The organism is Shewanella sp. FJAT-51649 (assembly GCF_019457435.1).
GTDB lineage: Bacteria > Pseudomonadota > Gammaproteobacteria > Enterobacterales > Shewanellaceae > Shewanella > Shewanella mangrovisoli.
This window is the reverse complement of sequence record NZ_CP080411.1, coordinates 680,327-703,775: the sequence shown is the minus strand read 5'-3', so window position 1 is coordinate 703,775 and position 23,449 is coordinate 680,327. Positions and strand designations below refer to the sequence as shown.

The window sequence follows — 23,449 nt, the reverse complement described above, 5'->3', positions numbered from 1 at the left end:
TGCTCTGAGTGTTGCTCTAGTGCCACCAATAAAAACGCCATCTATCGATGGCGTTTTTGTTTAAGATGACTCAACAACTACCTTAATTCATTAGCCCTTTTTCGCGTTGGTGCTCTCAAAAATCTTATCGGCTGATGCAGCCACGAACCCAGTGTACAGCTCGCCATTCGCCTTGGGATAACGCAGGGCAAATTCATAGAAGCAGCTTGGGATCTCAACCGTTGCATCGCTAAATGCCACTGCGATTTTATCAGCCATGGTCGATGATTGTTCCAGTAACACCTCTGGCGAACCTTTGATCTCGCCACCTGCACTATTCAGCACAAAGCCCGCTTGCTTAAGCGCATCATTCACAGACTCTAATGTCTCGAAGCCCTCGAGGTGATTGATAGAGACAGTGAAATGGTTCGCACGATAGCCAAAGGCCGCTACCCAAGCCGCATATTCGCTCTCTTCGAGCAGCGTCTCATAGGTCTTAGCATCCAGTGACCAATGGCGACCCGAATAGATAAAGTTATCTGCTTTAGTCGCCTCTTCATCCACTTGAGCCATCAAACCTTGGATAGTGCTTTGCAATGATGGGCTAAACTCTTCCACCAATAACTCAGAAATAAACACCTTTGGCTGAGTCGCATCTGGGTGCTCAAAATGCTTAGCCACCAGTTTTTTCTGTTCAAACTTATAATCACCACAAGCCACATAACCTAAAGAGGTAAAGTGTTCGGCCAATACGGCTAAATTCACCTTAGCGATGTTAAAAGTACGCAGGGCGATATGGTCGTTGATAATCGGCTTGCCGTGACCGAGTAGCTCGTGCACCTTGGCCGCAGATGGGGTCATTTGAATATAGTCTTGCCAGAGAGCGGCAAATAACGCATTGATATCTGTGTGCATAAAAACTCCTTTTATTGTGCTGCGACTATAGTGCGTATTGTTTTGCCGCTCGCACTCAATGTAACGACCCTAGCCACTTGCTGTACAACGGCGCTCAGTAGCAGCCCAAGTAACGTTACTGCTTGTGATGAAAAAGGAAGAACCTAGGTTCTTCCTCAATGATGTCACTCTAAACTTAACCCTGGACTTAAACTTGCGGGTAAGCTCACCGCATCCGCCTCAACGGAGGCAACGGGGTAAGCACAGTAGTCGGCGGCATAAAATGCACTCGCCCTGTGGTTACCCGAAGCGCCTACGCCGCCAAAGGGCGCTGCGCCAGAAGCACCAGTGATCTGCTTGTTCCAATTCACAATACCGGCACGAATGCGGGCGAGGAAGTAGTCATAATCATCACGGCTATCGGCCAAGATACCTGCGGATAAGCCATAACGGGTTTGGTTAGCCAGCTTAATCGCTTGGTCAAAATCGCTGTAGCGTACTAATTGCAGCAGTGGTCCGAAGTATTCCTCATCGGGTAACTCGCTCACCGCAGTCACATCGATAAGTCCGGGTGAGACTAAGCCCGTTCCTGCTTGCAGGTGGGTGAGTTCAACCAGCGACACACCGCCTAAGTTCTGCAGGTTAGCCTGCGCCGCAACCATGCCTTTCGCCGCGCCTTCGGAAATCATTGAACCCATAAATGGCTGTGGCTGCGCGTTCCAAGGACCGACTTTAATCTGCTTCACTGCTTCAACCAGCTTGGCGACTAAGGCATCGCCCTGCTCGCCTTGCTCAACATAGAGCCTGCGGGCACAGGTACAACGCTGGCCAGATGAAATATAGGCCGATTGCAGAATATCGTGTACCGCCGCTTTAATATCGGCGACGCCTTTAATAATCAGCGGGTTATTACCGCCCATTTCTAAGGCGAGAATCTTACCCGGATGACCCGCATATTGCTGGTGCAACAGGTGACCAGTGCGAGAGCTGCCGGTAAAGAATAGGCCGTCGAGTTGTGGGTGCGACGCCAGCGCCTTACCCGTATCGACTTCACCTTGCACTAAGTTGATAACACCCGCAGGCAGACCCGCCTTTTCCCACAGAGAGACCATCAACTCGGCCACTTTAGGCGTCAATTCAGAGGGCTTAAACACCACGGTATTGCCCGCGAGCAGCGCTGGCACTATATGGCCATTGGGTAAATGCCCTGGGAAGTTATAGGGCCCAAAAACAGCAACCACACCGTGGGGCTTATGACGCAGTACCGCGCGCCCTGCTGGCGTATCATTGGCCTCTGTGCCAGTACGCTTGTTATAAGCCGTTGCCGACAGGCCAATCTTACCAATCATGGCCGCCGCTTCTGTCGCCGTTTCCCATTGAGGTTTACCGGTTTCCTGAGCAATCGTTTCGGCTAATTCGGCTTTGTTCGCTTCGAGTTGGCTGCGATAGGCTTCAACTATCTTTAAACGCGCATCAAAACCTAACATAAACCAATCGAACTGAGCTTCACGGGCGGCATCGACAGCGGCGTTGACTTGGTCGGCCGTCGCCGTTTGACCACGCCAAATGATTTCGCCATTTGCTGGGTTGCTAGAGGTCACATCATGACCCTTGCCAGCTTGCCACTGGCCTTTAATAAAATGTGTCATTTGCTATTCCTACATTGCCAAAATACGGATTTGATCGCCTTTTGCGAGTAACAAACCCTCGGCGAGTTCTGGACTAATTACCACCTGCTCGGTGCTGTCATCGACAGCAAGACAAGCGGAGGTCGCACGGTAATTGGCTAATTGAGTGTTAGAGACAATAAATTGCTTATCGGATTCAGGCATTTCACCAATATCTACGGTCAGCAGACGGCTCTCACGCACGGCGCGGATATCCGTGAGACGGCATTCCACCGTTGGGCCGCCATCGAAAATATCCACATAACCACGGCATCTAAAGCCTTCGGCCTGTAGCAAACTCAAGGCAGGGCGCGTATTGGTGTGCACTTCGCCAATCACTTTTTGCGCTTCTTCTGGCAGCAGGCAAACATACACTGGGTTTCGAGGCATCATCTCCGCCATAAAAGCTTTTTTGCCTAGACCAGACAGGTAATCAGCCTGAATAAAATCAATGCCTAAGAAGTTTTTCTGTAACCAGCAGTAGAAGGGAGAATTGCCAGCGGTGTCGCTCACGCCACGCATTTCAGCAATCACTGTCTCACCAAAGCGTTTAGCGTGCTGTGCCAAAAACAGAAAACGGCTGCGGGACAACATCCGGCCATTATTCCCTTTGCGATAACCTTCACGCAAAAACAGGGTACAAAGCTCGGCGGCGCCAGTGTAATCGTGGCACAGGGTTAAGGTTTCCACCTCGTTGCGAACTTCAATTTGCTCAGAATGATAAACCTCGGTCCCGAGGCGATAGTGGTAGAAGGCATCTTCCATACCTACGGCGGCTTCAATGGCACAGGTACCGACCACTTCGCGGGTCGCGGTATCCTCAAGCACCATCAAATAGCCTTCATCGAAGGGCTTATCAATCACCTTAACGAATGAGGCTTCTGCGCGGGCAATTTTATGCCTCAGCAAATCGGCATTGACTGGCAATGAGGTAAAGCCATGGCCAGATTCTTCGGCGATTTGATATAGAGATTCAAAATCGCCTGCCTGAATAGGACGTATGATTAACATCTTAGTGTCTCCTCACTTAAGCTTGCTGTGCAACAAGGCACCTATCTTGAAAAAGACAGGATGGATGCACGCAAGTATTCCCTGACAAAAAAGGAGTGCGAATAAGATTCAGCACTCCTTTGGTCGCTTAGGCAGCAGCGATGCTCGCCACAGCACGCTCAAAACGTGCTAGGCCTTCTGCAATATCTGCCTCAGGGATCACCAGTGAAGGAGCAAAACGTACCACGTTAGCACCCGCCATCAGGCTCATTAAGCCTTCCGCAACAGACGCTACTAAAAAGTCACGTGAACGACCTTGGTACTGTTCGTTTAGAACCGCCCCTAACAGCAAGCCTTTACCGCGAATTTCAGAGAAAACATGATATTTTTCATTAATTTTGTTCAGACCATCGCGCAATAACTGCTCGCGATGTTTCACACCATTCAATACTTCAGGTGTGTTAACCACGTCTAATACTGCGTTACCGATAGCGCAAGCTAATGGGTTACCACCATAAGTAGAACCGTGAGTACCCACTTTCAGGTGCTCAGCAATTTCAGCGGTAGTCAACATAGCGGCGATAGGGAAACCGCCACCCAACGCTTTAGCCGTGGTCAGGATATCCGGCACTATGTCGGTGCCCATGTAAGCGTAGAGTTCACCAGTACGGCCGACACCGGTTTGTACTTCGTCGAAAATCACCAGTGCGTTGTGCTTATTGGCCAATTCGCGAACCGCTTTTAAGAATGCAGGATCGGCATCGATAATACCGCCCTCACCTTGCAGTGGCTCAAGCATAATGGCGCAGGTTTTATCCGATACGGCCGCTTCTAATGCCGCAACATCGTTATAGGGTAAGTGGGTGATACTTTGCGGTTTTGGACCAAAACCATCTGAATAGGCCGCTTGACCACCAACGCTCACGGTGAAGAAAGTACGGCCGTGGAAGGCTTTATCGAAGGCGATAATTTCATCTTTCTCTGCGCCGAATTTTTCTAAGGCATAACGACGGGCCAATTTCAGTGCCGCTTCGTTCGCTTCGGCGCCTGAGTTGGCAAAATACACACGCTCAGCAAAAGTGCTGTTAACCAACTTAGTCGCAAGCTCAAGCGCTGGCTCGTTGGTCATCACGTTAGACAGGTGCCATAATTTTTCGCCTTGCGTTTTTAAGGCATTCACTAAGGCGGGATGACAGTGACCTAAGCAATTTACCGCGATACCGCCGGCAAAATCGATAAACTCGTTACCCTCTTGATCCCATACTCGGCTTCCTTCGCCACGTACAGGGATCACGGCAGCAGGCGCATAGTTAGGCACCATAACCGCATCAAACTGGGCACGATTCAACTTCATATCAACGCTCATTCTTCTTCATCCTTTGTTTAAATGTAACGGCCTCGGGAGCCGTCTGAGTCCCCAACGTATCTTTATCTTGAGTTAGTGATACAGGGTATGCTTGTGTTTATTAATAGCCATTATTAGCGAAATTGTGATCAAAATACCAGTTTTTCACAAACAACATTCGCCACGCTTTGGGTCAAAGTGCATAAAGATTGTAGTTTAAGAACTATACAAGCGTTTACGCTAGAGGCCTTTAGCATATTTAGTCAGAAAAAAAGTTATTTACCCCTATTTTTGCTAGCTATTCACTGAATATGAATAACTACACAATTTTAACGAATCAGCTGTGAAAGCACAAAATCTGCAATTTGCTCCCTCGCCTCAAGCGCTTCTGGCAACAGATGGAACAGAGGAAAAACATGGGGCATGTTATGATAAAAACGCGATTCGACCGCACCACCATAGGCCTTAATTTGCATAACCAGTCGTTCTGAGTCCTGTAAAAGCAACTCGCGCGTACCGGCAATCACTAAGAGTGGCGGCAAGTCAGCCAAGTTCCCTTGTAAAGGTGAAACCCGTTCAGACATAGGATTCGCCCCGGCAAGATACGCTCCGCGCAGCCGCAAAAGCGACTCAATGGTAAAGAACGGATCATCCGCCCCCAAAATCAGCTCGGTATCGCCAGTTATCGCTAAATCGAGCGCGGGTGACAACAACACACAGGCTTTAGGCATGGGCAGATGGCGCTTTTTAAGTTCGAGCAACAAACTTAAGGCTAAATTGCCGCCGGCAGAATCGCCCATCAACACCAGATTATCGCTGCCTTTCAACTCAATTAAGTGCAGATAAGCCTCGAGCACATCGTCACAGGGCGCGGGATACGGATGCTCCGGCGCTAAACGATAATCCGGGATAAACGTATCGAGGCGACAACGCTCACTGATATCGGCCACCAGTCTTGCGTGGGCATGGGGAGTTTTAAAACAAAATCCGCCGCCCCGAATGTAAAATAGATTGCCCAAACGCGGCGTGTCATTGAGCAGCACATAATGCAACAGGGTGGAATGTTGTAAGGGAATCGAGGCGGTAACGAGTTTTTCGGGCCACGGCAGCCAGCGCTTATCCAGCTCTAATAAGCGTTGCCGCACTTGATTTAGAGGGAGTTTGGCCTTACCACGGCTGATGGATGGCCGTGCCACATAGGATAAAATAGTATTTAATACAGAAGCTTGCCAGCTTGGCATTTCCCGTCCTCCACATCAGTGCCGCAATTGGACACCGATGGGAACGGCGTGCAGATTACAGCAGATCCAACTTCCGATAATTCTGTGCTTTTAGGCGCAGTACTTCCTGTTCGCTCAACTCGTAATAATCGAACATCAGACGTCTCTCCTGAGGTTCGATTTGGCGCATCTCTTCGAGCAACAGCACCTTAGCATAACAATTCGCCCGTGCCACTAATGCGGCTGGCATAGAGAGTTCACGGTAAGTTAAGGTTTGGTCCAACTCTTTAAGCAATTGAGTTAACGGACTCTGTTCAAACTTAAGTAACTCTAATAGTTGCCAATTAAGCTTATGCCCATGGCTCAGCACTTGCTCAAATACCGCCTTGGCCGGAAACTCAGTGGCAATGACCGCATCATACACTTCTTTATCGCGACTCGAGCTAGCCTCGCGGATCCAATTGCCCCAAGTTTTATCGAATAAGCGAGCACTGAGACTCAGCACAACCGAGGTGCCTAACTGATTCAATAATGCGCCACTATAAACTAAGGCTGAGTCAGTATTATGAAGCTGCGCTAATGCATTCGCTGCTATTCCGCTCACAATGCTATAGCGCCACAACTTACGGGTGGTCCAGAGTAACTTAGCGTTGCCACTGGGCAGCCAATTACGCAGGCAAAAGTAAGGAATAATAGTGCGCAGGTTTTCGATGCCAATGTAATTCATCACTAATTTGATATCAGTGACGCGCACATCAGAGCTCTGCGGGCGGCGCGCCCGAAATGCAGGACTATTGACCATATTGGTTAAATCGCGGCATAACCAGCTTAAATTACTGATTAAAGGTCTTAACCGGGTCGCATCGAGGTTTTTTGCCAGCAACAGCTCGAGTAACAGGATCTGTGACTCGTTAATATCCGACTTTGCCAGCACTAACTCTGGGGATGCCAGTTGATGCTCAATGGCATTATTGACCGTTTCGATGAGTTGCTTGGAAATGGCCTCAAAGACTTCACGGGCCTGAATTTGTTTGAGTAGCCGCGACAGAATCGCCTCTCGCTCGACATCGAGTTTATTGGCATCGGCCTCAAGCTCTCGGTCTAAATCATCCAATAAGGTTGGGCCGGCCTTTTGCTTACCGAGGATCAGTTGCTGATAGAGCCTATGTTCTATCTCTATAATTTTGCCGGGTCTAACGCCGCCCGCTACCGATATCGCCACAGTTTATCTTTCCTATCTCGCCCGTGCTAAGTGGCGCGCATACGCTAAAATCGTTAAAAACATGACAATTTCAGCATATAGGTTACATCTTGGCAATAAGCAAACAGGTGACTATTTTACAGCCCTGATTAGATTCACAGCCGCCGAAATCCGCGCAACAAAAAGGCCTCATATAGAGGCCTTCATATTATCGCGCGATTTACTTAAGCTCTTGTTCAAACAGCTTATAAATACGGCGATATTCGTCTAACCAGCTCGATGGCTGACGGAAGCCGTGGGGCTCGACCGGATAAATCGCGGTTTCGAACATAGGCTTTTCCAGCTCGATAAGGTGCTGCACCATACGCACGCTATCTTGGAAGAACACGTTGTCATCCATCACGCCACTCATGATCAGTAATGGCTTAGTCAGACCTTGGGCGTGCTCGATGGGCGAGCTACGCTCGTAGGCGATAGGGTCAACATCCGGTGTGTTTAAGATGTTGGAGGTGTATGGCGCGTTGTAATGCGCCCAATCCGCCACAGGGCGCAGTGCTGCGCCTGCTTGGAATAATTCCGGCTCAGTAAATAAGGACATAAAGGTTAAGAAGCCGCCGTAAGAACCACCATAGGTACCGACACGCTTAATATCCACGTTGGCATTTTGCCCCATCCAAGTCACACCGTCTTTTAAGTCTTCGACCTCAGGGTGGCCCATGTTGCGATAAATCGCCGTACGCCAGTCACGGCCATAACCTTTAGAGCCACGGTAATCCATGTCCATCACCACATAACCCTGCTGGGTCAGTAGGTTGTGGAACATAAACTCACGGAAGTAACCACTGAAACCATAATCTGCATTCTGTAAGTAACCCGCACCATGGTTGAAGATAACGGCGGGGTATTTCTCGGCGCGGGATTTGTCGTAGCCCTGCGGCAAATAAACCCGAGCATACACTTGGCCTGCACCATGGTTAGAAGGGACGGCTACCACTTCGGGCGCTTGCCATGGATATTGCTTAAAGGCATCGCTGGTGTATGACGTGAGCTGTTTTAACTCACCGCCAATCGGCTGAACATACAGCTCATTCGGCTCTGTACGGCGAGACGCATTCAGCAGCAACTTTGTGCCATCGGGGCTTAAGCTATAATCTAAGTTACCGTCCCACTGGGTTAATTGCTCATTTTTGCCCGAAGCGATATTCACACGATGAACATTGTAAATGCCAGGGTGGCTTTGGTTAGCCTTGTAGTAGATGTAGTTTGCATCAGGCGAGAGAGTAATATCGCTCACCACAAACTTACCTTGAGTCAAGGCGCGGGGCTTTTCGCCACGGGGCTTGATATAAAGCTGGGAATAACCTGTTTCTTCAGAGAGATAGTAAAGTGTGTCTGTTCCAGGTAACCAACCAAATTGGTTATAGTCGTAGTTCACCCAAGCATCATCATGGAGGCGGTGCTCGGTGATAAACTTGCCCTTTGCCAGATCGACACTGGCAATCCAGCGGTCTTTGTTATCGGTCGCTTCGACCATCACCGCCAGCTTGTCCTCAGACTCATGCCATTGAATCGCGCTTTGAGTCCAGCCCCAATCCTGCATCAGCTGGATTTTACGGGGAGCCTTAGTGCTTTGATACGACTCACCTTTTGCCTTGGCGTTTTCAGTCTTCACCTTAGCTAAAACGTCCTCATCGAAGCCTGTTAAGCCTTCGATAGTCACATCGATCTGTTTATGCTCATTTAGATCGAGCACCACAAAGCGTTGTCCCGGAGGCGTATCTTCTGCAACACGGGCGCGGACTGGTACAGGGTCGATATAGCCTTCGCTACCGAGGTAGTTTGGCATGATGTCGTGTTCACTGCTGCCGGTGTAGTTTTTATCGGTTAAGGCCACAAACAGATAGCGACCGTCTGGCGACAGACTCAGCTCAGACACCACCTCGGCATCACCGAGATACCAAGTGTTGGCGGCGAGGGTCGGATCGCTCTTTTGCAGCTCGTTCTTAAACTGTTCTTTGGCTTTGGCATTTTCTTGCTGCAGAGCAACATATTGAATGAGTCTGTGCTGCTGCTTGGCTAAGTAGCTGCTCGGCTCTTTCACGCCCTCGGGCGCTTTCGCCATTTTGATTTCAGCCAACTGCTCCACTAATCCACTGTCTTGATGGATTTGGAAAACATTATCCCCTTGCCAATAGGCGATATCGCCATTGTTGAGGTAACGCAGGCCACTGATCGCCGTGCGCTGGCGGGTAAGCTGGGTGATTTTGCCTGAGCTTAAATGCTTAACAAAAATATTGCCTTGATAGAGATAGGCCTTGTTGGCCTTAGCACTGTCTAACACACCAAATTGTTGGTCCGCCGCGTGTAGTTTATCGATGGCCAGTTCAACGGCGCGGCTGTCATTAATGCCCTGCTGATAATAATTCCGTAGCGGCGATGCGCTAGGTTGGCGGGCAAAGAAAACGCTCTGGCTGTCATCGCTCCAGTAGGCTTCCTTAGCGAAAATCCCCATCCAATCGGGGTTCGCCATAATTTGATTCAGCGTAAGGGGTTGTGAAACTTGGGGAGGCTGAGCTAAAGGGACTTGATAAGCCTGTGGTGTGGTCGCGGGAGTCGCCGTTTCAGTTGAGGTGGCGGCGCAACTCGTCAATACCGCAACGGCTAACGCACTTAAACCCAAATTTCGCATTACGCAGTTCATTCGTCCTTCCTTTTATTGTTATCGCAGCCCTAGCAACACTATGGAGTAGACTCCAACGCGAGTGGGTAAGCGTCGTTTTGCGGCAGTTATATCACACTTGGGCGACATATTTGCTTAAAAGGAGGAGAAATCTTGTAACAAAGATTAGAGCTGAATGGATCTTTTCGATTAAGCCAGAGCCGATTGCGACAAGAAATTTGCCAACAATTCATGGCCTTGCTCGGTCAAAATCGATTCAGGGTGAAATTGCACGCCAAAGAGTGGCAGCTGCTGATGGCTCATGGCCATGATTTCGCGCCCATGGGTTGGGTCGTCAAACCAAGCGTCCAGCACAAATCCCTCTGGGACAGCATCAACCAACAGTGAATGGTATCGGGTTACAGTTAATGGCTGATTTAACCCTTTAAACAGGCGCTCGCCAGTATGAGTAATCGCACTGACTTTGCCATGCATAACCCGCTGCGCTCGCACAACCTTAGCACCAAACACCTGCGCCATAGCTTGATGCCCTAAACACACACCCAGGATAGGTAAACGAGTGGCAAAATGCTCAATCGCCGCGAGGGAAATCCCCGCCTCATTGGGCGAACAGGGGCCAGGAGATATGACTAAATGGCTCGGTGCCAGCGCCTCGATTTCCGCTAAGCTGATTTCATCATTGCGTTTAACCACGATCTCTTGCCCTAACTGCTGAAAATACTGCACTAAGTTAAAGGTGAAAGAGTCGTAATTGTCGATCATTAGCAACATACAAAATCCATTGGCTCAAATGGTAAGTCGATGCACTCCACGGCCGAAATGCGGCGCAAATGCTACCACAGGCCTTTGCGCGGATTAAACCTTTATCCAATAAAAAAGCCAGTCGATAGACTGGCTTTCAAGAGTATAGAACAGGGTGTAATTAACCTATTTAACTAAGGTTAAATGACTGCGACGCTTAGGCGGCTCATCCGTTGGTTCGGTTGGCTTCTCGTTTGTCTCGATAACAGACAAAGTCGATTCGGCTTCCTCTTCGACTAAGTACGCATCTTCAATATCGAAGACAGTCCCTGCGCCATTTTCACGGGCGTAAATGGCCACAATCGAGGCCATTGGCAATAATACCTGTTGAGGTACACCACCAAAACGCGCATTGAACTCCACAAATTCATTACCAATTTGCAAATTGCCCACCGCGCTGGCCGCTATATTTAATACGATCTGGCCATCCTTCACGTACTGCTGTGGTACTTGGGTGCCTTTCACAAAGGCATCCACGACAACGTGAGGCGTTAATTGGTTGTCCATCAACCAATCGTAGTAAGCCCTGAGTAAATAAGGACGATTTGGAGTCAACGCTTTCATTACATTCCCATGCGCATTTCGCGTTCAGCTTCAGTCAACGAAGCTTTAAATGATTCACGCTCGAAAATACGTGTCATGTAAGCTTTGATGTCTTTCGCTACGCGGCTATCTAACTCGATACCTAATACAGGTAAACGCCATAATAATGGGCCGAGGTAGCAATCCGCTAAACCGAATTCTTCGCTCATAAAGTAAGGCATTTCACCAAATACTGCTGCGATTGAAAGTAAACTTTCAGTCAGTTCTTTACGGGCCGCTTCAGCGCGATCGCCTTTGCGAATACGGTCAACGAGTGAGTACCAGTCAGTATCGATGCGGTGCATCATCAAACGGCTTTGGCCGCGAGATACTGGGTAAACAGGCATCAACGGCGGATGAGGGAAACGCTCATCCAAGTATTCCATGATGATACGTGATTCATACAGAACGAGTTCACGATCTAACAAGGTTGGCACTGAGTTATAAGGATTTACTTCAAGTAAATCTTCAGGCATTTCGTTTGGGTCGACCTGTAAAACATCAACAGTAACCCCTTTCTCAGCTAACACGATACGCACTTGATGGCTATACAGATCATCAGCACCTGAAAACAGTGTCATGACAGAGCGTTTGTTGGCAGCAACAGCCATTGATACCCTCCAGAGTCGAAATAAAACAAAAGTAAACGAGGGGCAAAGCCCCCCGTTTACACTATGCGGATACTATATTTTACCCGTTATTGGTGCCTAGTGTACATCTTTCCAGTACTCTTTCTTCAAGAGGTAGGCCACAATAAAGAAGATAAACAGGAATCCAAGTACCCACCAACCTAAAGCTTGACGCTCTAACTTAACAGGTTCAGCCGAATAGACTAAGAAGCCAGTGATATCACGTACTGCTTGGTCATACTCTTCTGCATTTAACTTACCACCAGAGACCACAATAGTGCCATCTTCTTGCTTAACAGGTGTGCCTTGCAGTTCTTCAAGAACGTGTGGCATACCCACTGATGGGAAGACAGTGTTGTTTACGCCGAATGGACGGCTTGGGTCTTTGTAGAAGCCTTTGAGGTATGAATACACCCAGTCTTCGCCACGAACACGTGCGACTAAGGTTAAGTCTGGTGGTGTAGCACCGAACCACTTAGCAGCATCTTTGTGTGGAATTGCGTTTTGCATCAGCTCACCGATTTTGGCATCGGTGAACATATACTTGCTACGCATATCATCGGCAGAAATACCGATGTCGTTTGCCACACGCTCATAGCGTTGATACTGAGTGCTGTGACAACCAGAGCAATAGTGTTGGAACATATCCAGACCACGCTCTAAAGAAGCCTTATCATGCAGATCAACATTGGCTTTTTCTAAATGTACATTGTGTCCACTCGCGGCCATCGCCAGCGTCGGGATCAATGTAACTAATGCAATCAGTAATTTTTTCATTAGTGTGTCAACCTCGCTGGAACAGGCTTAGTTTTCTCATTTTTGCTGTATAACCACAGTAATAAGAAGTAGCCGAAATACGTCACAGTGAAGATACGTGCAACAATAGTCAGCTCTGGTGTTGCAGGTACAGCGCCTAAGTAACCTAAGACGATGAACGATACAGCGAACTGAGCGATGTTCAACTTGTGCAGCGTGCTGCGGTAGCGAATTGACTTCACTTTACAACGGTCTAACCAAGGCAATACGAACAGTACTGCAATCGACAGACCCATCATTACCACACCGCCCAATTTATCGGGAACAGCACGTAAGATGGCGTAGAACGGAGTGAAGTACCATACAGGTGCAATGTGCTCTGGTGTCTTCATTGGGTTAGCCGCTTCAAAGTTTGGCTTCTCAAGGAAGTAACCGCCGCCTTCAGGGATGAAGAACAGTACGTAACAGAACACGATCAGGAAGCCCGCAACACCCATAATGTCTTTAACTGTGTAGTATGGGTGGAATGGAATACCATCGACTGGCCAGCCATTCTCGTCTTTGTTCTTCTTGATTTCGATACCGTCTGGGTTGTTTGAACCCACTTCGTGCAGAGCGATTAAGTGTAAGAACACTAAAACCACTAACACTAATGGCAGTGCGATAACGTGCAGAGCGAAGAAACGGTTCAGTGTCGCGCCAGAGATCACGTAGTCACCACGGATCCACAGGGTTAAGTCATCACCGATAACAGGGATAGCACCGAACAGAGAAATAATTACCTGCGCGCCCCAGTAAGACATTTGTCCCCATGGCAGCAAGTAACCCATAAAGGCTTCAGCCATCAGCACGAGGAAAATCAACATACCGAAGAGCCACAGCAGTTCTCTAGGCTTTTGATATGAACCGTAAATCAGACCACGGAACATATGTAAGTAGATCACCACGAAGAATGCAGACGCACCAGTTGAGTGCATATAACGCAATAACCAGCCGTACTCTACGTCACGCATGATGTATTCTACAGAGGCAAAAGCACCTTCTGCTGTTGGTACATAGTTCATGGTCAACCAGATACCCGTCAGTAATTGGTTAACCAATACCAACATGGCTAATGAACCGAAGAAGTACCAGAAGTTAAAGTTAGTTGGCGTCGCATACTGACCCACGTGACGGTTATAAGTCGCCGTCATTGGGATACGCGCATCGATCCAATTAATTAAATTCTTAACCATTACGCCACTCCTTTATCTACACCGATGATAACGGTGCCATCATCAACGTATTGATGTGGAGGGATAACTAGGTTCAATGGAGCTGGAACGCCTTGGAATACGCGGCCCGCCATATCGAACTTAGAACCATGACATGGACAGAAGAAACCAGAAGTCACACCTTGAACTTGCTCACCAAATGAATCTGGTAAATAAGTGGGTGAACATCCTAGGTGGGTACAAATACCGACGGCAATAAAATACTCTGGCTTAATAGAACGCAGAGGATTTGTTGCATATTCAGGTTGTTGCATTTCTGCAGACGCTGGATCTCTTAGCTTATCGTCGTGTGTTGGCAGTTCATTAATCACTGCTTCTGTGCGACGGACAACCCATACAGGTTTTCCACGCCATTCAACACGGATCAGCTGACCTGGCTCAATTTTACTGATATTTACTTCTACCGGCGCACCTGCAGCTTTCGCCTTGGCACTCGGATTCCATGACTTGATGAAAGGAACCGCTACAGCGACGGCACCAGCACCACCTACTACGGCGGTTGCGGCTGTCAGGAATCTGCGACGTCCGGTATCGACTGGCGCATTGCTCATCCACTTATCTCCCAGAGGGTGTTGGAATTTTTGTTTTTCAAAGACTTTCTGCCCCCTAGTTATCACCATGGGCAAAAATCGAAGTTTGAAGCGGGGCTCATTATAGCTAAAAATTAGAAGCAGATCATAGTGAAAACACTCAACTAAGTTAGGGAGATTGCGTGTTTTTTATAAAATGGACAAAAAAAGCACAACTATTAAGCGATTTTAATCGTTTTGATATACTTTTTGAGCAAATGGTCTGTGAGGTCGGCATAATCCATGCATCGCTAATATAACTCCAACTCTCATTTTGCAACTTTACGTTTTCCTGCAGATAAAAAAATGGGCCCTGTTGTCAGGACCCATTTCAATACATTTCTGATTGCTTACTTCTTAGGCGAAGTGCTCTTCATATATTTGAAGAACTCGCTATCTGGTTCTAATACCATCACATCAGAGTTACCGGAGAAACTCGCACGGTATGCATCTAAGCTACGTAAGAAGCTGAAGAACTCAGGATCTTTACTGTAAGCGTCAGAATAAATCTTCGCAGCTTGCGCATCACCTTCACCACGGATGGTTAAAGCTTTACGCTCGGCTTCGGCAATCTTCACGGTCACGTTGGCATCAATCGTAGCGCGAATGATTTCAGACTGCTCTTTACCCTGTGCTCTATGCTCTTTGGCAACCGCTTGACGCTCGGCACGCATACGTTGATAAATACTGTTACTCACGTTTGCGGGTAGGTTGATTTGCTTCACGCGCACGTCAACCACTTCAATACCTAAGTCTTTAGCGCTTTCTGAAGCGTTTTCTAACGCATCATTTTGCAGCTCATCGCGTTTACCAGAAACGATTTCCTTGATAGTGCGACGACCAAACTCGGTACGTAAGTCGTTGTTGATCTTACGTTGTAGTAAGGTCTCAGCATTCGACTTAATCCCGCCGTTAGTGGAGAGGTAGTATTTTTCGAAGTCGAAAATACGCCACTTCACATAGGAGTCGACCATCAAATCTTTTTTCTCAGAGGTAACGAAACGATCGGCCGCACCATCTAAGGTTTGGATACGCGCATCGAGTAACTTCACTTTATCGATCACAGGCACTTTAAAGTGTATGCCTGGGGCGAAAACGCGGGTCACTGGTTTGCCGTCAACGTTGTCTTTAACGATTTCACCGAAACGCGCCACAATCGCACGCTCGCCTTCGTTAACCACCATAACAGATGACAGACCTATGCCTAATACGATGGCAATCAGAACAATACCTAATCTACCCATGGATTACTCCCTCCCTTGGCGAGCACGGTCCTCGCGAGAAGGGCGTCCACTCAAAGGCTCACCAATGCGAGTCGTTGACATAGATGAAGAATTGACGTTCTGCTGAGCCTTATGCTCAACCTCTGGCGTAGTCACAGGCTTCTCTTTCATTAACTTGTCTAAAGGCAAATACATTAAATTGCCATTGTTCTTGGCGTCGATCAGTACCTTGTTGGTATCTGTCATCACCTGCTGCATTGCATCGAGATACAAACGTTTACGGGTCACTTCAGGTGCCGCTTGGTACTCAGGTAACAGCAACTCGAAACGAGCCACTTTACCGCGAGCCTCAAGAATTTCACGCTCTTTATAGGCATTCGCTTGTTGCGCCATACGCTCAACTTCACCGCGCGCTTTAGGCTCAACTTCACGGGCATAAGCTTCGGCTTCACGGATAAAGCGTTGTTCGTCTTCTTGCGCCGCAATCGCATCATCGAAAGCATCTTTCACTTCTTCAGGTGGACGAGCAGGCAAAAAGTTAACGTCAACAATGGCTAAGCCTAATTTGTACGGCTCAATGATGCGCTCGAGTTCTTTCCAAGTATCGCGACGAATCGCATCACGACCTGTGGTCAGAATATCGTCCATCTTGTTGTGGCCAATGACATAACGCAGCGCACTGTCTGTGGCTTCACGTAAGCTGGCATTCGCATCAACGGCACTGAACAGATAAGAGTACGCATCTAGAATACGATACTGTACGTCCAACTCGACCTTCACGACGTTTTCATCTGAGGTCAACATGCTGCCAGAAGCGGGAATGGAGCGAACAGACTGCACATCAACGGGATAAATCTGGTCGATAAACGTAGCCTTCCAATGCAGACCAGGTCCCACCTCACCAATGTGCTGACCAAAACGCAGCGCAACACCACGCTCAGCTTCTTTAATGGTGTAAAAACCCGAGAGTCCCCAAACAACAAAAGCGATGGCAAGAATGATGATTAAGCTGAACGAACTAAAGCTCTGGCCTGATGAGCCATTGCCTTTGCCGCCAAAGCGTTTTGAAAGATTACGAAAAACCTCATCAAGGTCTGGTGGTCCTTTGTCGTTACCACCTTTATTTCCCCAAGGATCATTACCCTTGTTACCGGGCTCGTTCCAAGCCATTTAGCACTCCATAAGTGGATGAAATAAATTAGATTATTAACAAACAGCCTTTTCTGTCGACGGATCGAAGATAAAGGTTTCTAACTCACCCTGACTCTGTTTAGCTAATCGGCGCCAATCGGCATCCGATAAACGAACAGACAAAATACAGTTCCCCAGATCGTCGTACTCTTTCTGCTGTATCGCATCCAGTCGATAAAACTGGCCAAGATAATGTCCAGCAGTTGCCGGAATCTTAAGTGTAAACTCATGAATAACTTCACCAATCAACTCGGTGATCGCCTTCAGGAGCAGATCAAATCCCAAACGTTTTTGTGCCGAAAGCCAGACGCGTATCGGCTTACCACGTTCATCGTATTCAATGCGCGGCGCGACATCCTCAAGCAGGTCGATTTTATTACAAACGACCAACTGCATCACTTCGGCAGCATCGATATCTTCGAGCACGTTTTGCACCTGCTCGAAGTTATCCGCCATGTTTTCATCAGCACAATCAACAATATGCAGCAGTAATTCCGCTTGACGCGTTTCCTGCAATGTTGCCTTAAACGCGGCAACCAGATCGTGTGGTAAATGGCGAATAAAACCTACAGTATCCGCTAAAATTACGGCACCGTCGGGCAGATCTAACTTTCTCAATGTGGGATCGAGTGTGGCAAATAGCTGGTCGGCTGCATAAACATCAGATGAGGTTAAGGCATTAAACAGCGTTGACTTGCCCGCGTTGGTATAACCCACTAATGAGACTGTTGGCATGTCACTACGCTTACGGGCGCGGCGACTCTGCTCACGTTGTTTATCAACACGCTCTAAGCGTTTATTGATATTTTTAATGCGGCCCCTGAGCAAACGTCTATCGGTTTCTAGCTGGGTTTCACCCGGACCACGTAAACCGATACCGCCTTTTTGGCGCTCAAGGTGAGTCCAACCACGCACAAGACGCGTCGACATGTGGCGCAATTGCGCTAGCTCCACCTGTAACTTACCTTCATGGGTCCGAGCACGTTGAGCGAAAATATCCAAGATCAGCGTGGTCCGGTCCAATACTCGGCACTGACACACCTGTTCAAGGTTTCGCTCTTGAGCAGGACTCAAGGCGTGATTGAAAATAACCACATTAGCCTCAGTTGCAGCCACTAATGCAGCTAACTCCTCGGCTTTACCAGAACCAATAAAAAACTTACGGTCTGGTGAGCGTCGACTTCCAGTAATGACCCCGACTGAGCGTGCTCCAGCTGACTCGACTAATAGCTGTAACTCGACTAAGTCTTCTCGGCGTTCCTCATCGGAAAAGTCGATATGGACAAGAACCGCTGTTTCTCCCGCCTCATAACGATCAAACAAGAAGCAAACTCCTCAAACTAAAACTTATTCGCCACTTGGCATATCGTCTTGCGCGCCATAACCGCCCTGGGCATTTTGATGGCCAGCAACGTTAAATGGACGAGCAGGTACTACGGTAGAAATAGCGTGTTTGTAAACCATTTGGCTCACTGTGTTTTTCAACAGAATGACAAACTGATCAAACGACTCTACCTGTCCTTGGAGTTTAATGCCGTTTACCAAGTAAATTGATACAGGAACGCGCTCGCGGCGTAGTGCGTTCAAAAATGGGTCTTGTAAAGATTGCCCCTTAGCCATTTTATTATTTCCTTTTTAATTTATATAAAAATAAATCGTTATCAGTGAAGTTTTTTGTTTAGTTTTAGTATTATACAGCAAGGGCTAATAAGCTAGCGGCATTGACGCATAAGTGTAACTAAATTCCCCTCAGCACCACTTTCAAGCCAATTCAACTCTGGCCAACTACGCAACCATGTTAATTGACGCTTAGCTAATTGCCTAGTAGCGGCAACGGCTTTTTCGACCATAGTATCATAGTCAAATTCACCATCGAGATACTGCCAACATTGTCGATATCCCACGCAACGCATTGAGGGCAAATCTAAATGTAGGTCACCTCTCGCTTTCAGCTGGGCGACTTCATCAATAAAACCTTGCTCTAACATTATCCGAAAACGCTGCCCGATTAACTCATGCAGCACTTTGCGCTCACGGGGCGCAATGGCAAATTGCACCACATCGTAGGGTAAAGGAGCCGACTTGGTTTGAGTTAACTCGGTCAGACTCTTACCGCTTATTCTATATACTTCTATCGCTCTTGAAAGCCTTTGTGGATCATTAGGATGAATTCTTTCTGCCGATACGGGATCTATCTCCCTTAATTGTGCGTGCAGTGCTTCCCATCCGTTTGCGTCCGCTTCGGCTTGAATATCGGCCCGAATCGCTTCATCGGCACTCGGTAACGGCGATAATCCTTCTAATAGCGCCTTAAAGTACATCATGGTGCCGCCCACTAATATGGGGGTCTTTCCCATGCTAATAATCTGTTCAATCTCGCGCAGCGCATCGGCTCTAAAATCGGCGGCGGAGTAGCTCTCTGCCGGATCGCGGATGTCGATCAGTCGATGCGGACCTCGTGCTAATTCCTCGGCAGAGGGCTTAGCACTGCCAATGTCCATGCCACGATAGATCAATGCTGAATCAACCGAGATAATCTCGCAATTATGCTTTTCGGCTAATTCGATTGCTAAAGCGGTTTTTCCGGACGCCGTTGGTCCCATCAAAAAAACCACTTTTGGCTGTAATTCTTTATTCAATTGCTTGCTCTTCTAGCCACGATTGCCAAGGTAAGGATACTGCTTTATCGGCAATTTGCTGTCTTTTCTCTTCAGTTAACTGGCAATAGGCAGCCCAAATATCCGCAGCCGAGGTAAATCCAGTTAAGCTCTGCTCTGCCAGCCACACAGCCAATGCATTAGGTGCTGGCGCTTCAAAACGTAGCGATTGCAACCACTCGGGGATCACCTTCGCTAACTGGCTATCCCTGAGATATGGGGGCACTTTTTTGATTATCAACTGCTGATAGCGAATTGTTAGTTCTAATCCTAATTGCCGGATAAGTGTTTCATGTTCTTCGAGTAATGCTGGCCAATCCGCATCGGCGGCTATCGACACTGGCATCAATAATGGCTGACCTATCAAACCAGTTGCCAGCTTTGTTTCTATCTCATGGCTACGTGTCGCTAACGCCACAGATTGAATCGGCAACAGACTCAAGTTTTGCCCCTGCGCTAATACCCAATATTGACCATTGAGTATGGCGGGCATTGCAAGCACGGGTTGATACGGCTTGTCCTGCACGCTATAGGATGGCGTTTGCAATAATTCGCCGTAACTGGCGATAGCCGCCTTAGAAGGAAGCTCGGCTCGGGCACGATTTTCCCCAGCCGAACCACTACGTGACTCCCGCGGAACCGCCATACTGCCGTAGGCATTGCTCTGCACGCCAGCGTACGGACGCGTGCTAGCAATATCCCGAGTACGCTCAGCTAGCTGAGAATCCCGTGACATCTCGGCGCGAGAAGTATCAACACGTGAAGCTTCATTCCTAGTTGAATGCGTTTTAGACTCAGGCGATTGCAGCTCGAAGGCATGATGCTCTGTTTGTGTCTGCGCCCCAGATTCGGAGAGAGAGACCTCATCCCCAACCTGTGGCGAACTTGGCTCGAAAGGATGCTCAAAACCCAGTTCACCCGCTTCTTCGAGCGCCGATTGCAGTGCCTGCAGAATATAATCATGCACATAACGGCTCTGATGAAAGCGCACTTCGTGTTTCGCCGGATGCACGTTCACATCTACCTGATGGGGATCGATATCCAGCATCAACACATAACCCGGCTGTTCGACCTCGGCTTTTTGGGCAAATGCTTGGCGCACCGCATGATTGACTAAACGGTCACGCACTAAGCGACCATTCACATAAAAGTAATGGGTGTCGGTTAACACCGTTGACCAAGGCGACTGTAAATAACCACTTAAACGTAGGTCATCGTGTTGGCATTCGACCCGCAACGCCTCATCGGCAAATTGGCGTCCAGCAACCTGAGTCAATCGCTGCAAATACTGCGGCTCATTCATCGCTGGACGATAATTACGTACGGTTTTGCCATTGTGGGTCAAGGTAAAGTGGATATCCCCACGCACTAACGCAATGCGTTTTAACCATTCATCGATATGGGTAAATTCGGTTTTATCGCTTTTAAGAAAACGTCTACGGGCGGGCGTATTAAAAAACAGGTCGACAACTTCGATAGTTGAACCAACAGGATGTGCGGCCGGCATCACCTTAACCGCCATGTCGACGCCTTCGGCATAAGCCTGCCAGGCTTCCGTTTGCTCGGCCGTACGCGAGGTCAAGGTTAAGCGGGACACAGAGCTGATACTCGCCAATGCCTCGCCGCGAAAGCCAAAGCTGAGGATGGCTTCAAGGTCGTCAAGGGAATGCAATTTCGAGGTGGCATGGCGCGACAAGGCTAAGGCCAGCTCATCCTTTGGGATCCCCGAACCATTGTCGCGGATCTTAATCAGCTTGCTGCCGCCCTTATCGATTTCGATATCGATACGCGTCGCCCCAGCATCTAGGCTGTTCTCGACAAGTTCCTTCACCACAGAAGCCGGCCGTTCGACCACCTCTCCGGCGGCGATTTGGTTGGCTAGTTGCGGCGGAAGGATCTGGATCCCCATAGACTTCATCCTATTAACTCTCAGGAATGACGAGTGTTTGCCCGAGTTGTACCACATCCGTCTTCATGCCATTGGCGCGCTTAATGCTTGCCATAGGCACTTGATAACGCTGAGCAATTGCCGAAAGTGACTCGCCGCGGCTCACCTTGTGTTTAATATTTCCCGAGGATGATTTCGCGCTCGTGCTGGCCGTTGTACCACCGCTATTACGCTTCGCGAGCAAGGTGTCTGCTGGCGGGTTATTGTGGAAATAACGGCTAACGCCCTTATGGATAGCGGTTGCGATACTTTCCTGATGGCGACTGCTATTAAGTAACCGCTCTTCCTTCGGATTCGAAATAAATCCTGTCTCCACCAGAATAGAGGGAATATCGGGGGATTTTAATACCGCAAGACTCGCAGACTCAGGGCGACTCTTATGCAGCTCAGTTACAGAACCGAGATCCTTCAAAATATCCCCAGCAACAGAGTGACCTATGGCCATCGAACTGTTCATGGACATGTCGAGCAGAGTCATTGCAAGATACTGTTCGTTATCGGTATTTTGGATAATTTCCCCTGCACCACCCAAGAGTTCTGAGTGTTTCTCTTTTTGCTCTAACCAACGACCAATTTCACTGTTCGCGCGGCGCATCGACAACACCCACACTGACGCCCCCTTTGGCTGGGGCGAGGTAAAGGCATCGGCGTGGATAGAAATCAGTAAATCGGCCTTACTGTTACGGGCGAGCTCGGAGCGCTTGTTCAAATTCACAAAGTAATCGCCGGTACGGATCATCACGGCGCGCATACCCGGCGTGTCGTTGATCTTGCTGGCCACTCTTTTTGCTATTTCCAGTGCGACTTTTTTCTCGTAAACACCTGAAGGTCCAATAGAACCTGGATCATCACCACCATGACCCGCATCAATGGCCACCACAATATCACGGGACGATTGCGCCGATTGAGTCACCGTTTTAACGGGAGTAGAACTCACCACAGCTGTCGCCGTGGTTAAGGTTTTATCCTCGAGATCGACTACCAGACGATTACCATAGGGCGCCGTCACCGGTAGGGAAAACAGGTTAGCATTTAATGGCTTAACCAGATCGATCACCAAACGTAAATCACCTTTAGTGGGTGATTTGCTGACGCGAACCCCTTTAACCAATTTACTGTTGTTATCGATATTTTTCAGGCTCAGTTTTGTCGACGCCTTTTTAAGGTCGACCACCAAACGATTGGGCCCATCGAGGGAAAAATAAGTGTAATTAGGCGCTTCGCTCAAATCGAACACCACACGGGTCGACTCGGGGGCAGCCCAAATACGTACGCCCTCAAGCTGGTTAGCCGCGTGGGCTGCTACAGCAAAAAAAGCGCACAGAAAAAGAGTAATAGTCTGAAAGTAATGCTTATTTTTAGTCATCTTTGTTTTTATTTTATTGCGGCTAATAGCTTTTTACCTGATTCTGTTAAGGCTCGAATTTGGATTTCACGTCCTTGGTTAACATAATTTAAATGCAGGTGAATATCGGCATCGGGCAAGAGTCCATGACCTTTGTCAGGCCATTCCACAATGCACAGGCTGCTATCGGTAAAGTAATCACGGATCCCCATGAACTCGAGTTCTTCAGGATCGTTTAAACGATACAAATCAAAATGATAAACTTCGACACCGTCTAGCTCATAAGGTTCAACTAAAGTGTAGGTCGGGCTCTTTACCGCTCCTTTATGCCCTAATCCTTGGATTAAACCGCGGCTCAGAGTGGTTTTACCCGCCCCTAAATCCCCCGTCAAATACAGAGTCAAAGGCGCTTGAATATGGCGGGCCAGTTTTTGCCCAACTGCAATAGTCTCGTCTTCGTTATTTAATTGAAAGGTTAACTCTGTCATTTCCGCTTTT

At 48.3% G+C, this 23,449-nt stretch carries 21 protein-coding genes; all 21 read right to left on the bottom strand.

Going from position 1 to position 23,449, the window contains the following annotated elements; translation table 11 throughout:
- Nucleotides 1-90: 90 nt before the first annotated feature.
- Complete coding sequence (locus tag K0H59_RS03105; RefSeq protein ID WP_220054628.1) at nucleotides 91-894, bottom strand: DUF1338 domain-containing protein; 804 nt, start codon at nucleotides 892-894, stop codon at nucleotides 91-93.
- A gap of 164 nt (nucleotides 895-1,058) precedes the next feature.
- Nucleotides 1,059-2,522 (bottom strand): succinylglutamate-semialdehyde dehydrogenase, encoded by a 1,464-nt coding sequence (gene astD, locus K0H59_RS03100; RefSeq protein WP_220054627.1) that lies wholly within the window; start codon nucleotides 2,520-2,522, stop codon nucleotides 1,059-1,061.
- 9 nt (nucleotides 2,523-2,531) lie between these two features.
- A complete protein-coding gene (gene astA, locus K0H59_RS03095; RefSeq protein ID WP_220054626.1) occupies nucleotides 2,532-3,551 on the bottom strand; it encodes an arginine N-succinyltransferase in 1,020 nt (339 codons plus the stop codon).
- A 127-nt stretch (nucleotides 3,552-3,678) separates the two neighbouring features.
- On the bottom strand, nucleotides 3,679-4,896 hold the full coding sequence (locus tag K0H59_RS03090) for an aspartate aminotransferase family protein (RefSeq protein WP_220054625.1): 1,218 nt from the start codon (nucleotides 4,894-4,896) through the stop codon (nucleotides 3,679-3,681).
- 308 nt (nucleotides 4,897-5,204) lie between these two features.
- Complete coding sequence (locus K0H59_RS03085) at nucleotides 5,205-6,116, bottom strand: alpha/beta hydrolase (protein ID WP_220054624.1); 912 nt, start codon at nucleotides 6,114-6,116, stop codon at nucleotides 5,205-5,207.
- Between the two features lie 55 nt (nucleotides 6,117-6,171).
- Nucleotides 6,172-7,317: an HDOD domain-containing protein gene (locus K0H59_RS03080; RefSeq protein ID WP_088211783.1), complete on the bottom strand. Its 1,146-nt coding sequence runs from the start codon at nucleotides 7,315-7,317 to the stop codon at nucleotides 6,172-6,174.
- 199 nt (nucleotides 7,318-7,516) lie between these two features.
- Nucleotides 7,517-9,997, bottom strand: coding sequence for a prolyl oligopeptidase family serine peptidase (locus tag K0H59_RS03075; RefSeq protein WP_220054623.1), 2,481 nt, complete (start codon nucleotides 9,995-9,997; stop codon nucleotides 7,517-7,519).
- A 168-nt stretch (nucleotides 9,998-10,165) separates the two neighbouring features.
- Entirely contained in the window at nucleotides 10,166-10,747 is a 582-nt protein-coding gene (locus K0H59_RS03070; protein WP_220054622.1) for an aminodeoxychorismate/anthranilate synthase component II, read from the bottom strand.
- Between the two features lie 156 nt (nucleotides 10,748-10,903).
- Complete coding sequence (locus tag K0H59_RS03065) at nucleotides 10,904-11,341, bottom strand: ClpXP protease specificity-enhancing factor (protein ID WP_011715796.1); 438 nt, start codon at nucleotides 11,339-11,341, stop codon at nucleotides 10,904-10,906.
- Nucleotides 11,341-11,970 carry a stringent starvation protein SspA gene (gene sspA, locus K0H59_RS03060; RefSeq protein WP_220054621.1) on the bottom strand — a complete coding sequence of 210 codons (630 nt, stop codon included), beginning with the start codon at nucleotides 11,968-11,970 and terminating at the stop codon, nucleotides 11,341-11,343. The genes K0H59_RS03065 and sspA overlap by 1 nt, the downstream gene beginning before the upstream one ends.
- A gap of 96 nt (nucleotides 11,971-12,066) precedes the next feature.
- Nucleotides 12,067-12,765: a cytochrome c1 gene (locus tag K0H59_RS03055; RefSeq protein ID WP_011715794.1), complete on the bottom strand. Its 699-nt coding sequence runs from the start codon at nucleotides 12,763-12,765 to the stop codon at nucleotides 12,067-12,069.
- Entirely contained in the window at nucleotides 12,765-13,979 is a 1,215-nt protein-coding gene (locus K0H59_RS03050; RefSeq protein WP_011715793.1) for a cytochrome bc complex cytochrome b subunit, read from the bottom strand. The genes K0H59_RS03055 and K0H59_RS03050 overlap by 1 nt, the downstream gene beginning before the upstream one ends.
- Entirely contained in the window at nucleotides 13,979-14,569 is a 591-nt protein-coding gene (petA, locus tag K0H59_RS03045) for a ubiquinol-cytochrome c reductase iron-sulfur subunit (protein WP_011715792.1), read from the bottom strand. Before petA ends, K0H59_RS03050 begins: the two co-directional genes overlap by 1 nt.
- A gap of 368 nt (nucleotides 14,570-14,937) precedes the next feature.
- Complete coding sequence (gene hflC / locus K0H59_RS03040; RefSeq protein WP_086904175.1) at nucleotides 14,938-15,831, bottom strand: protease modulator HflC; 894 nt, start codon at nucleotides 15,829-15,831, stop codon at nucleotides 14,938-14,940.
- 3 nt (nucleotides 15,832-15,834) lie between these two features.
- Entirely contained in the window at nucleotides 15,835-16,980 is a 1,146-nt protein-coding gene (hflK, locus tag K0H59_RS03035) for an FtsH protease activity modulator HflK (protein WP_011715790.1), read from the bottom strand.
- A 36-nt stretch (nucleotides 16,981-17,016) separates the two neighbouring features.
- On the bottom strand, nucleotides 17,017-18,324 hold the full coding sequence (gene hflX, locus K0H59_RS03030; RefSeq protein ID WP_220054620.1) for a ribosome rescue GTPase HflX: 1,308 nt from the start codon (nucleotides 18,322-18,324) through the stop codon (nucleotides 17,017-17,019).
- 24 nt (nucleotides 18,325-18,348) lie between these two features.
- Nucleotides 18,349-18,621 (bottom strand): RNA chaperone Hfq, encoded by a 273-nt coding sequence (hfq, locus tag K0H59_RS03025; protein ID WP_011070934.1) that lies wholly within the window; start codon nucleotides 18,619-18,621, stop codon nucleotides 18,349-18,351.
- A gap of 92 nt (nucleotides 18,622-18,713) precedes the next feature.
- Nucleotides 18,714-19,640, bottom strand: coding sequence for a tRNA (adenosine(37)-N6)-dimethylallyltransferase MiaA (gene miaA, locus K0H59_RS03020; protein WP_220054619.1), 927 nt, complete (start codon nucleotides 19,638-19,640; stop codon nucleotides 18,714-18,716).
- Nucleotides 19,633-21,576 (bottom strand): DNA mismatch repair endonuclease MutL, encoded by a 1,944-nt coding sequence (gene mutL / locus K0H59_RS03015; protein WP_408733568.1) that lies wholly within the window; start codon nucleotides 21,574-21,576, stop codon nucleotides 19,633-19,635. The genes miaA and mutL overlap by 8 nt, the downstream gene beginning before the upstream one ends.
- A gap of 4 nt (nucleotides 21,577-21,580) precedes the next feature.
- Nucleotides 21,581-22,972 carry an N-acetylmuramoyl-L-alanine amidase gene (locus K0H59_RS03010; protein WP_220054617.1) on the bottom strand — a complete coding sequence of 464 codons (1,392 nt, stop codon included), beginning with the start codon at nucleotides 22,970-22,972 and terminating at the stop codon, nucleotides 21,581-21,583.
- An 8-nt stretch (nucleotides 22,973-22,980) separates the two neighbouring features.
- Nucleotides 22,981-23,439: a tRNA (adenosine(37)-N6)-threonylcarbamoyltransferase complex ATPase subunit type 1 TsaE gene (gene tsaE, locus K0H59_RS03005; protein ID WP_011621395.1), complete on the bottom strand. Its 459-nt coding sequence runs from the start codon at nucleotides 23,437-23,439 to the stop codon at nucleotides 22,981-22,983.
- Nucleotides 23,440-23,449: the final 10 nt, after the last annotated feature.

Excerpts from the sequence above, each read along its gene's own strand:
- K0H59_RS03105 (WP_220054628.1), bottom strand. The coding sequence starts at position 894 with ATGCACACAGATATCAATGCGTTATTTGCCGCTCTCTGGCAAGACTAT.
- astD (WP_220054627.1), bottom strand. The coding sequence starts at position 2,522 with ATGACACATTTTATTAAAGGCCAGTGGCAAGCTGGCAAGGGTCATGAT.
- astA (WP_220054626.1), bottom strand. The coding sequence starts at position 3,551 with ATGTTAATCATACGTCCTATTCAGGCAGGCGATTTTGAATCTCTATAT.
- K0H59_RS03090 (WP_220054625.1), bottom strand. The coding sequence starts at position 4,896 with ATGAGCGTTGATATGAAGTTGAATCGTGCCCAGTTTGATGCGGTTATG.
- K0H59_RS03085 (WP_220054624.1), bottom strand. The coding sequence starts at position 6,116 with ATGCCAAGCTGGCAAGCTTCTGTATTAAATACTATTTTATCCTATGTG.
- K0H59_RS03075 (WP_220054623.1), bottom strand. The coding sequence starts at position 9,997 with ATGAACTGCGTAATGCGAAATTTGGGTTTAAGTGCGTTAGCCGTTGCG.
- K0H59_RS03070 (WP_220054622.1), bottom strand. The coding sequence starts at position 10,747 with ATGTTGCTAATGATCGACAATTACGACTCTTTCACCTTTAACTTAGTG.
- K0H59_RS03065 (WP_011715796.1), bottom strand. The coding sequence starts at position 11,341 with ATGAAAGCGTTGACTCCAAATCGTCCTTATTTACTCAGGGCTTACTAC.
- sspA (WP_220054621.1), bottom strand. The coding sequence starts at position 11,970 with ATGGCTGTTGCTGCCAACAAACGCTCTGTCATGACACTGTTTTCAGGT.
- K0H59_RS03055 (WP_011715794.1), bottom strand. The coding sequence starts at position 12,765 with ATGAAAAAATTACTGATTGCATTAGTTACATTGATCCCGACGCTGGCG.
- K0H59_RS03050 (WP_011715793.1), bottom strand. The coding sequence starts at position 13,979 with ATGGTTAAGAATTTAATTAATTGGATCGATGCGCGTATCCCAATGACG.
- petA (WP_011715792.1), bottom strand. The coding sequence starts at position 14,569 with ATGAGCAATGCGCCAGTCGATACCGGACGTCGCAGATTCCTGACAGCC.
- hflC (WP_086904175.1), bottom strand. The coding sequence starts at position 15,831 with ATGGGTAGATTAGGTATTGTTCTGATTGCCATCGTATTAGGCATAGGT.
- hflK (WP_011715790.1), bottom strand. The coding sequence starts at position 16,980 with ATGGCTTGGAACGAGCCCGGTAACAAGGGTAATGATCCTTGGGGAAAT.
- hfq (WP_011070934.1), bottom strand. The coding sequence starts at position 18,621 with ATGGCTAAGGGGCAATCTTTACAAGACCCATTTTTGAACGCACTACGC.
- mutL (WP_408733568.1), bottom strand. The coding sequence starts at position 21,576 with ATGAAGTCTATGGGGATCCAGATCCTTCCGCCGCAACTAGCCAACCAA.
- K0H59_RS03010 (WP_220054617.1), bottom strand. The coding sequence starts at position 22,972 with ATGACTAAAAATAAGCATTACTTTCAGACTATTACTCTTTTTCTGTGC.
- tsaE (WP_011621395.1), bottom strand. The coding sequence starts at position 23,439 with ATGACAGAGTTAACCTTTCAATTAAATAACGAAGACGAGACTATTGCA.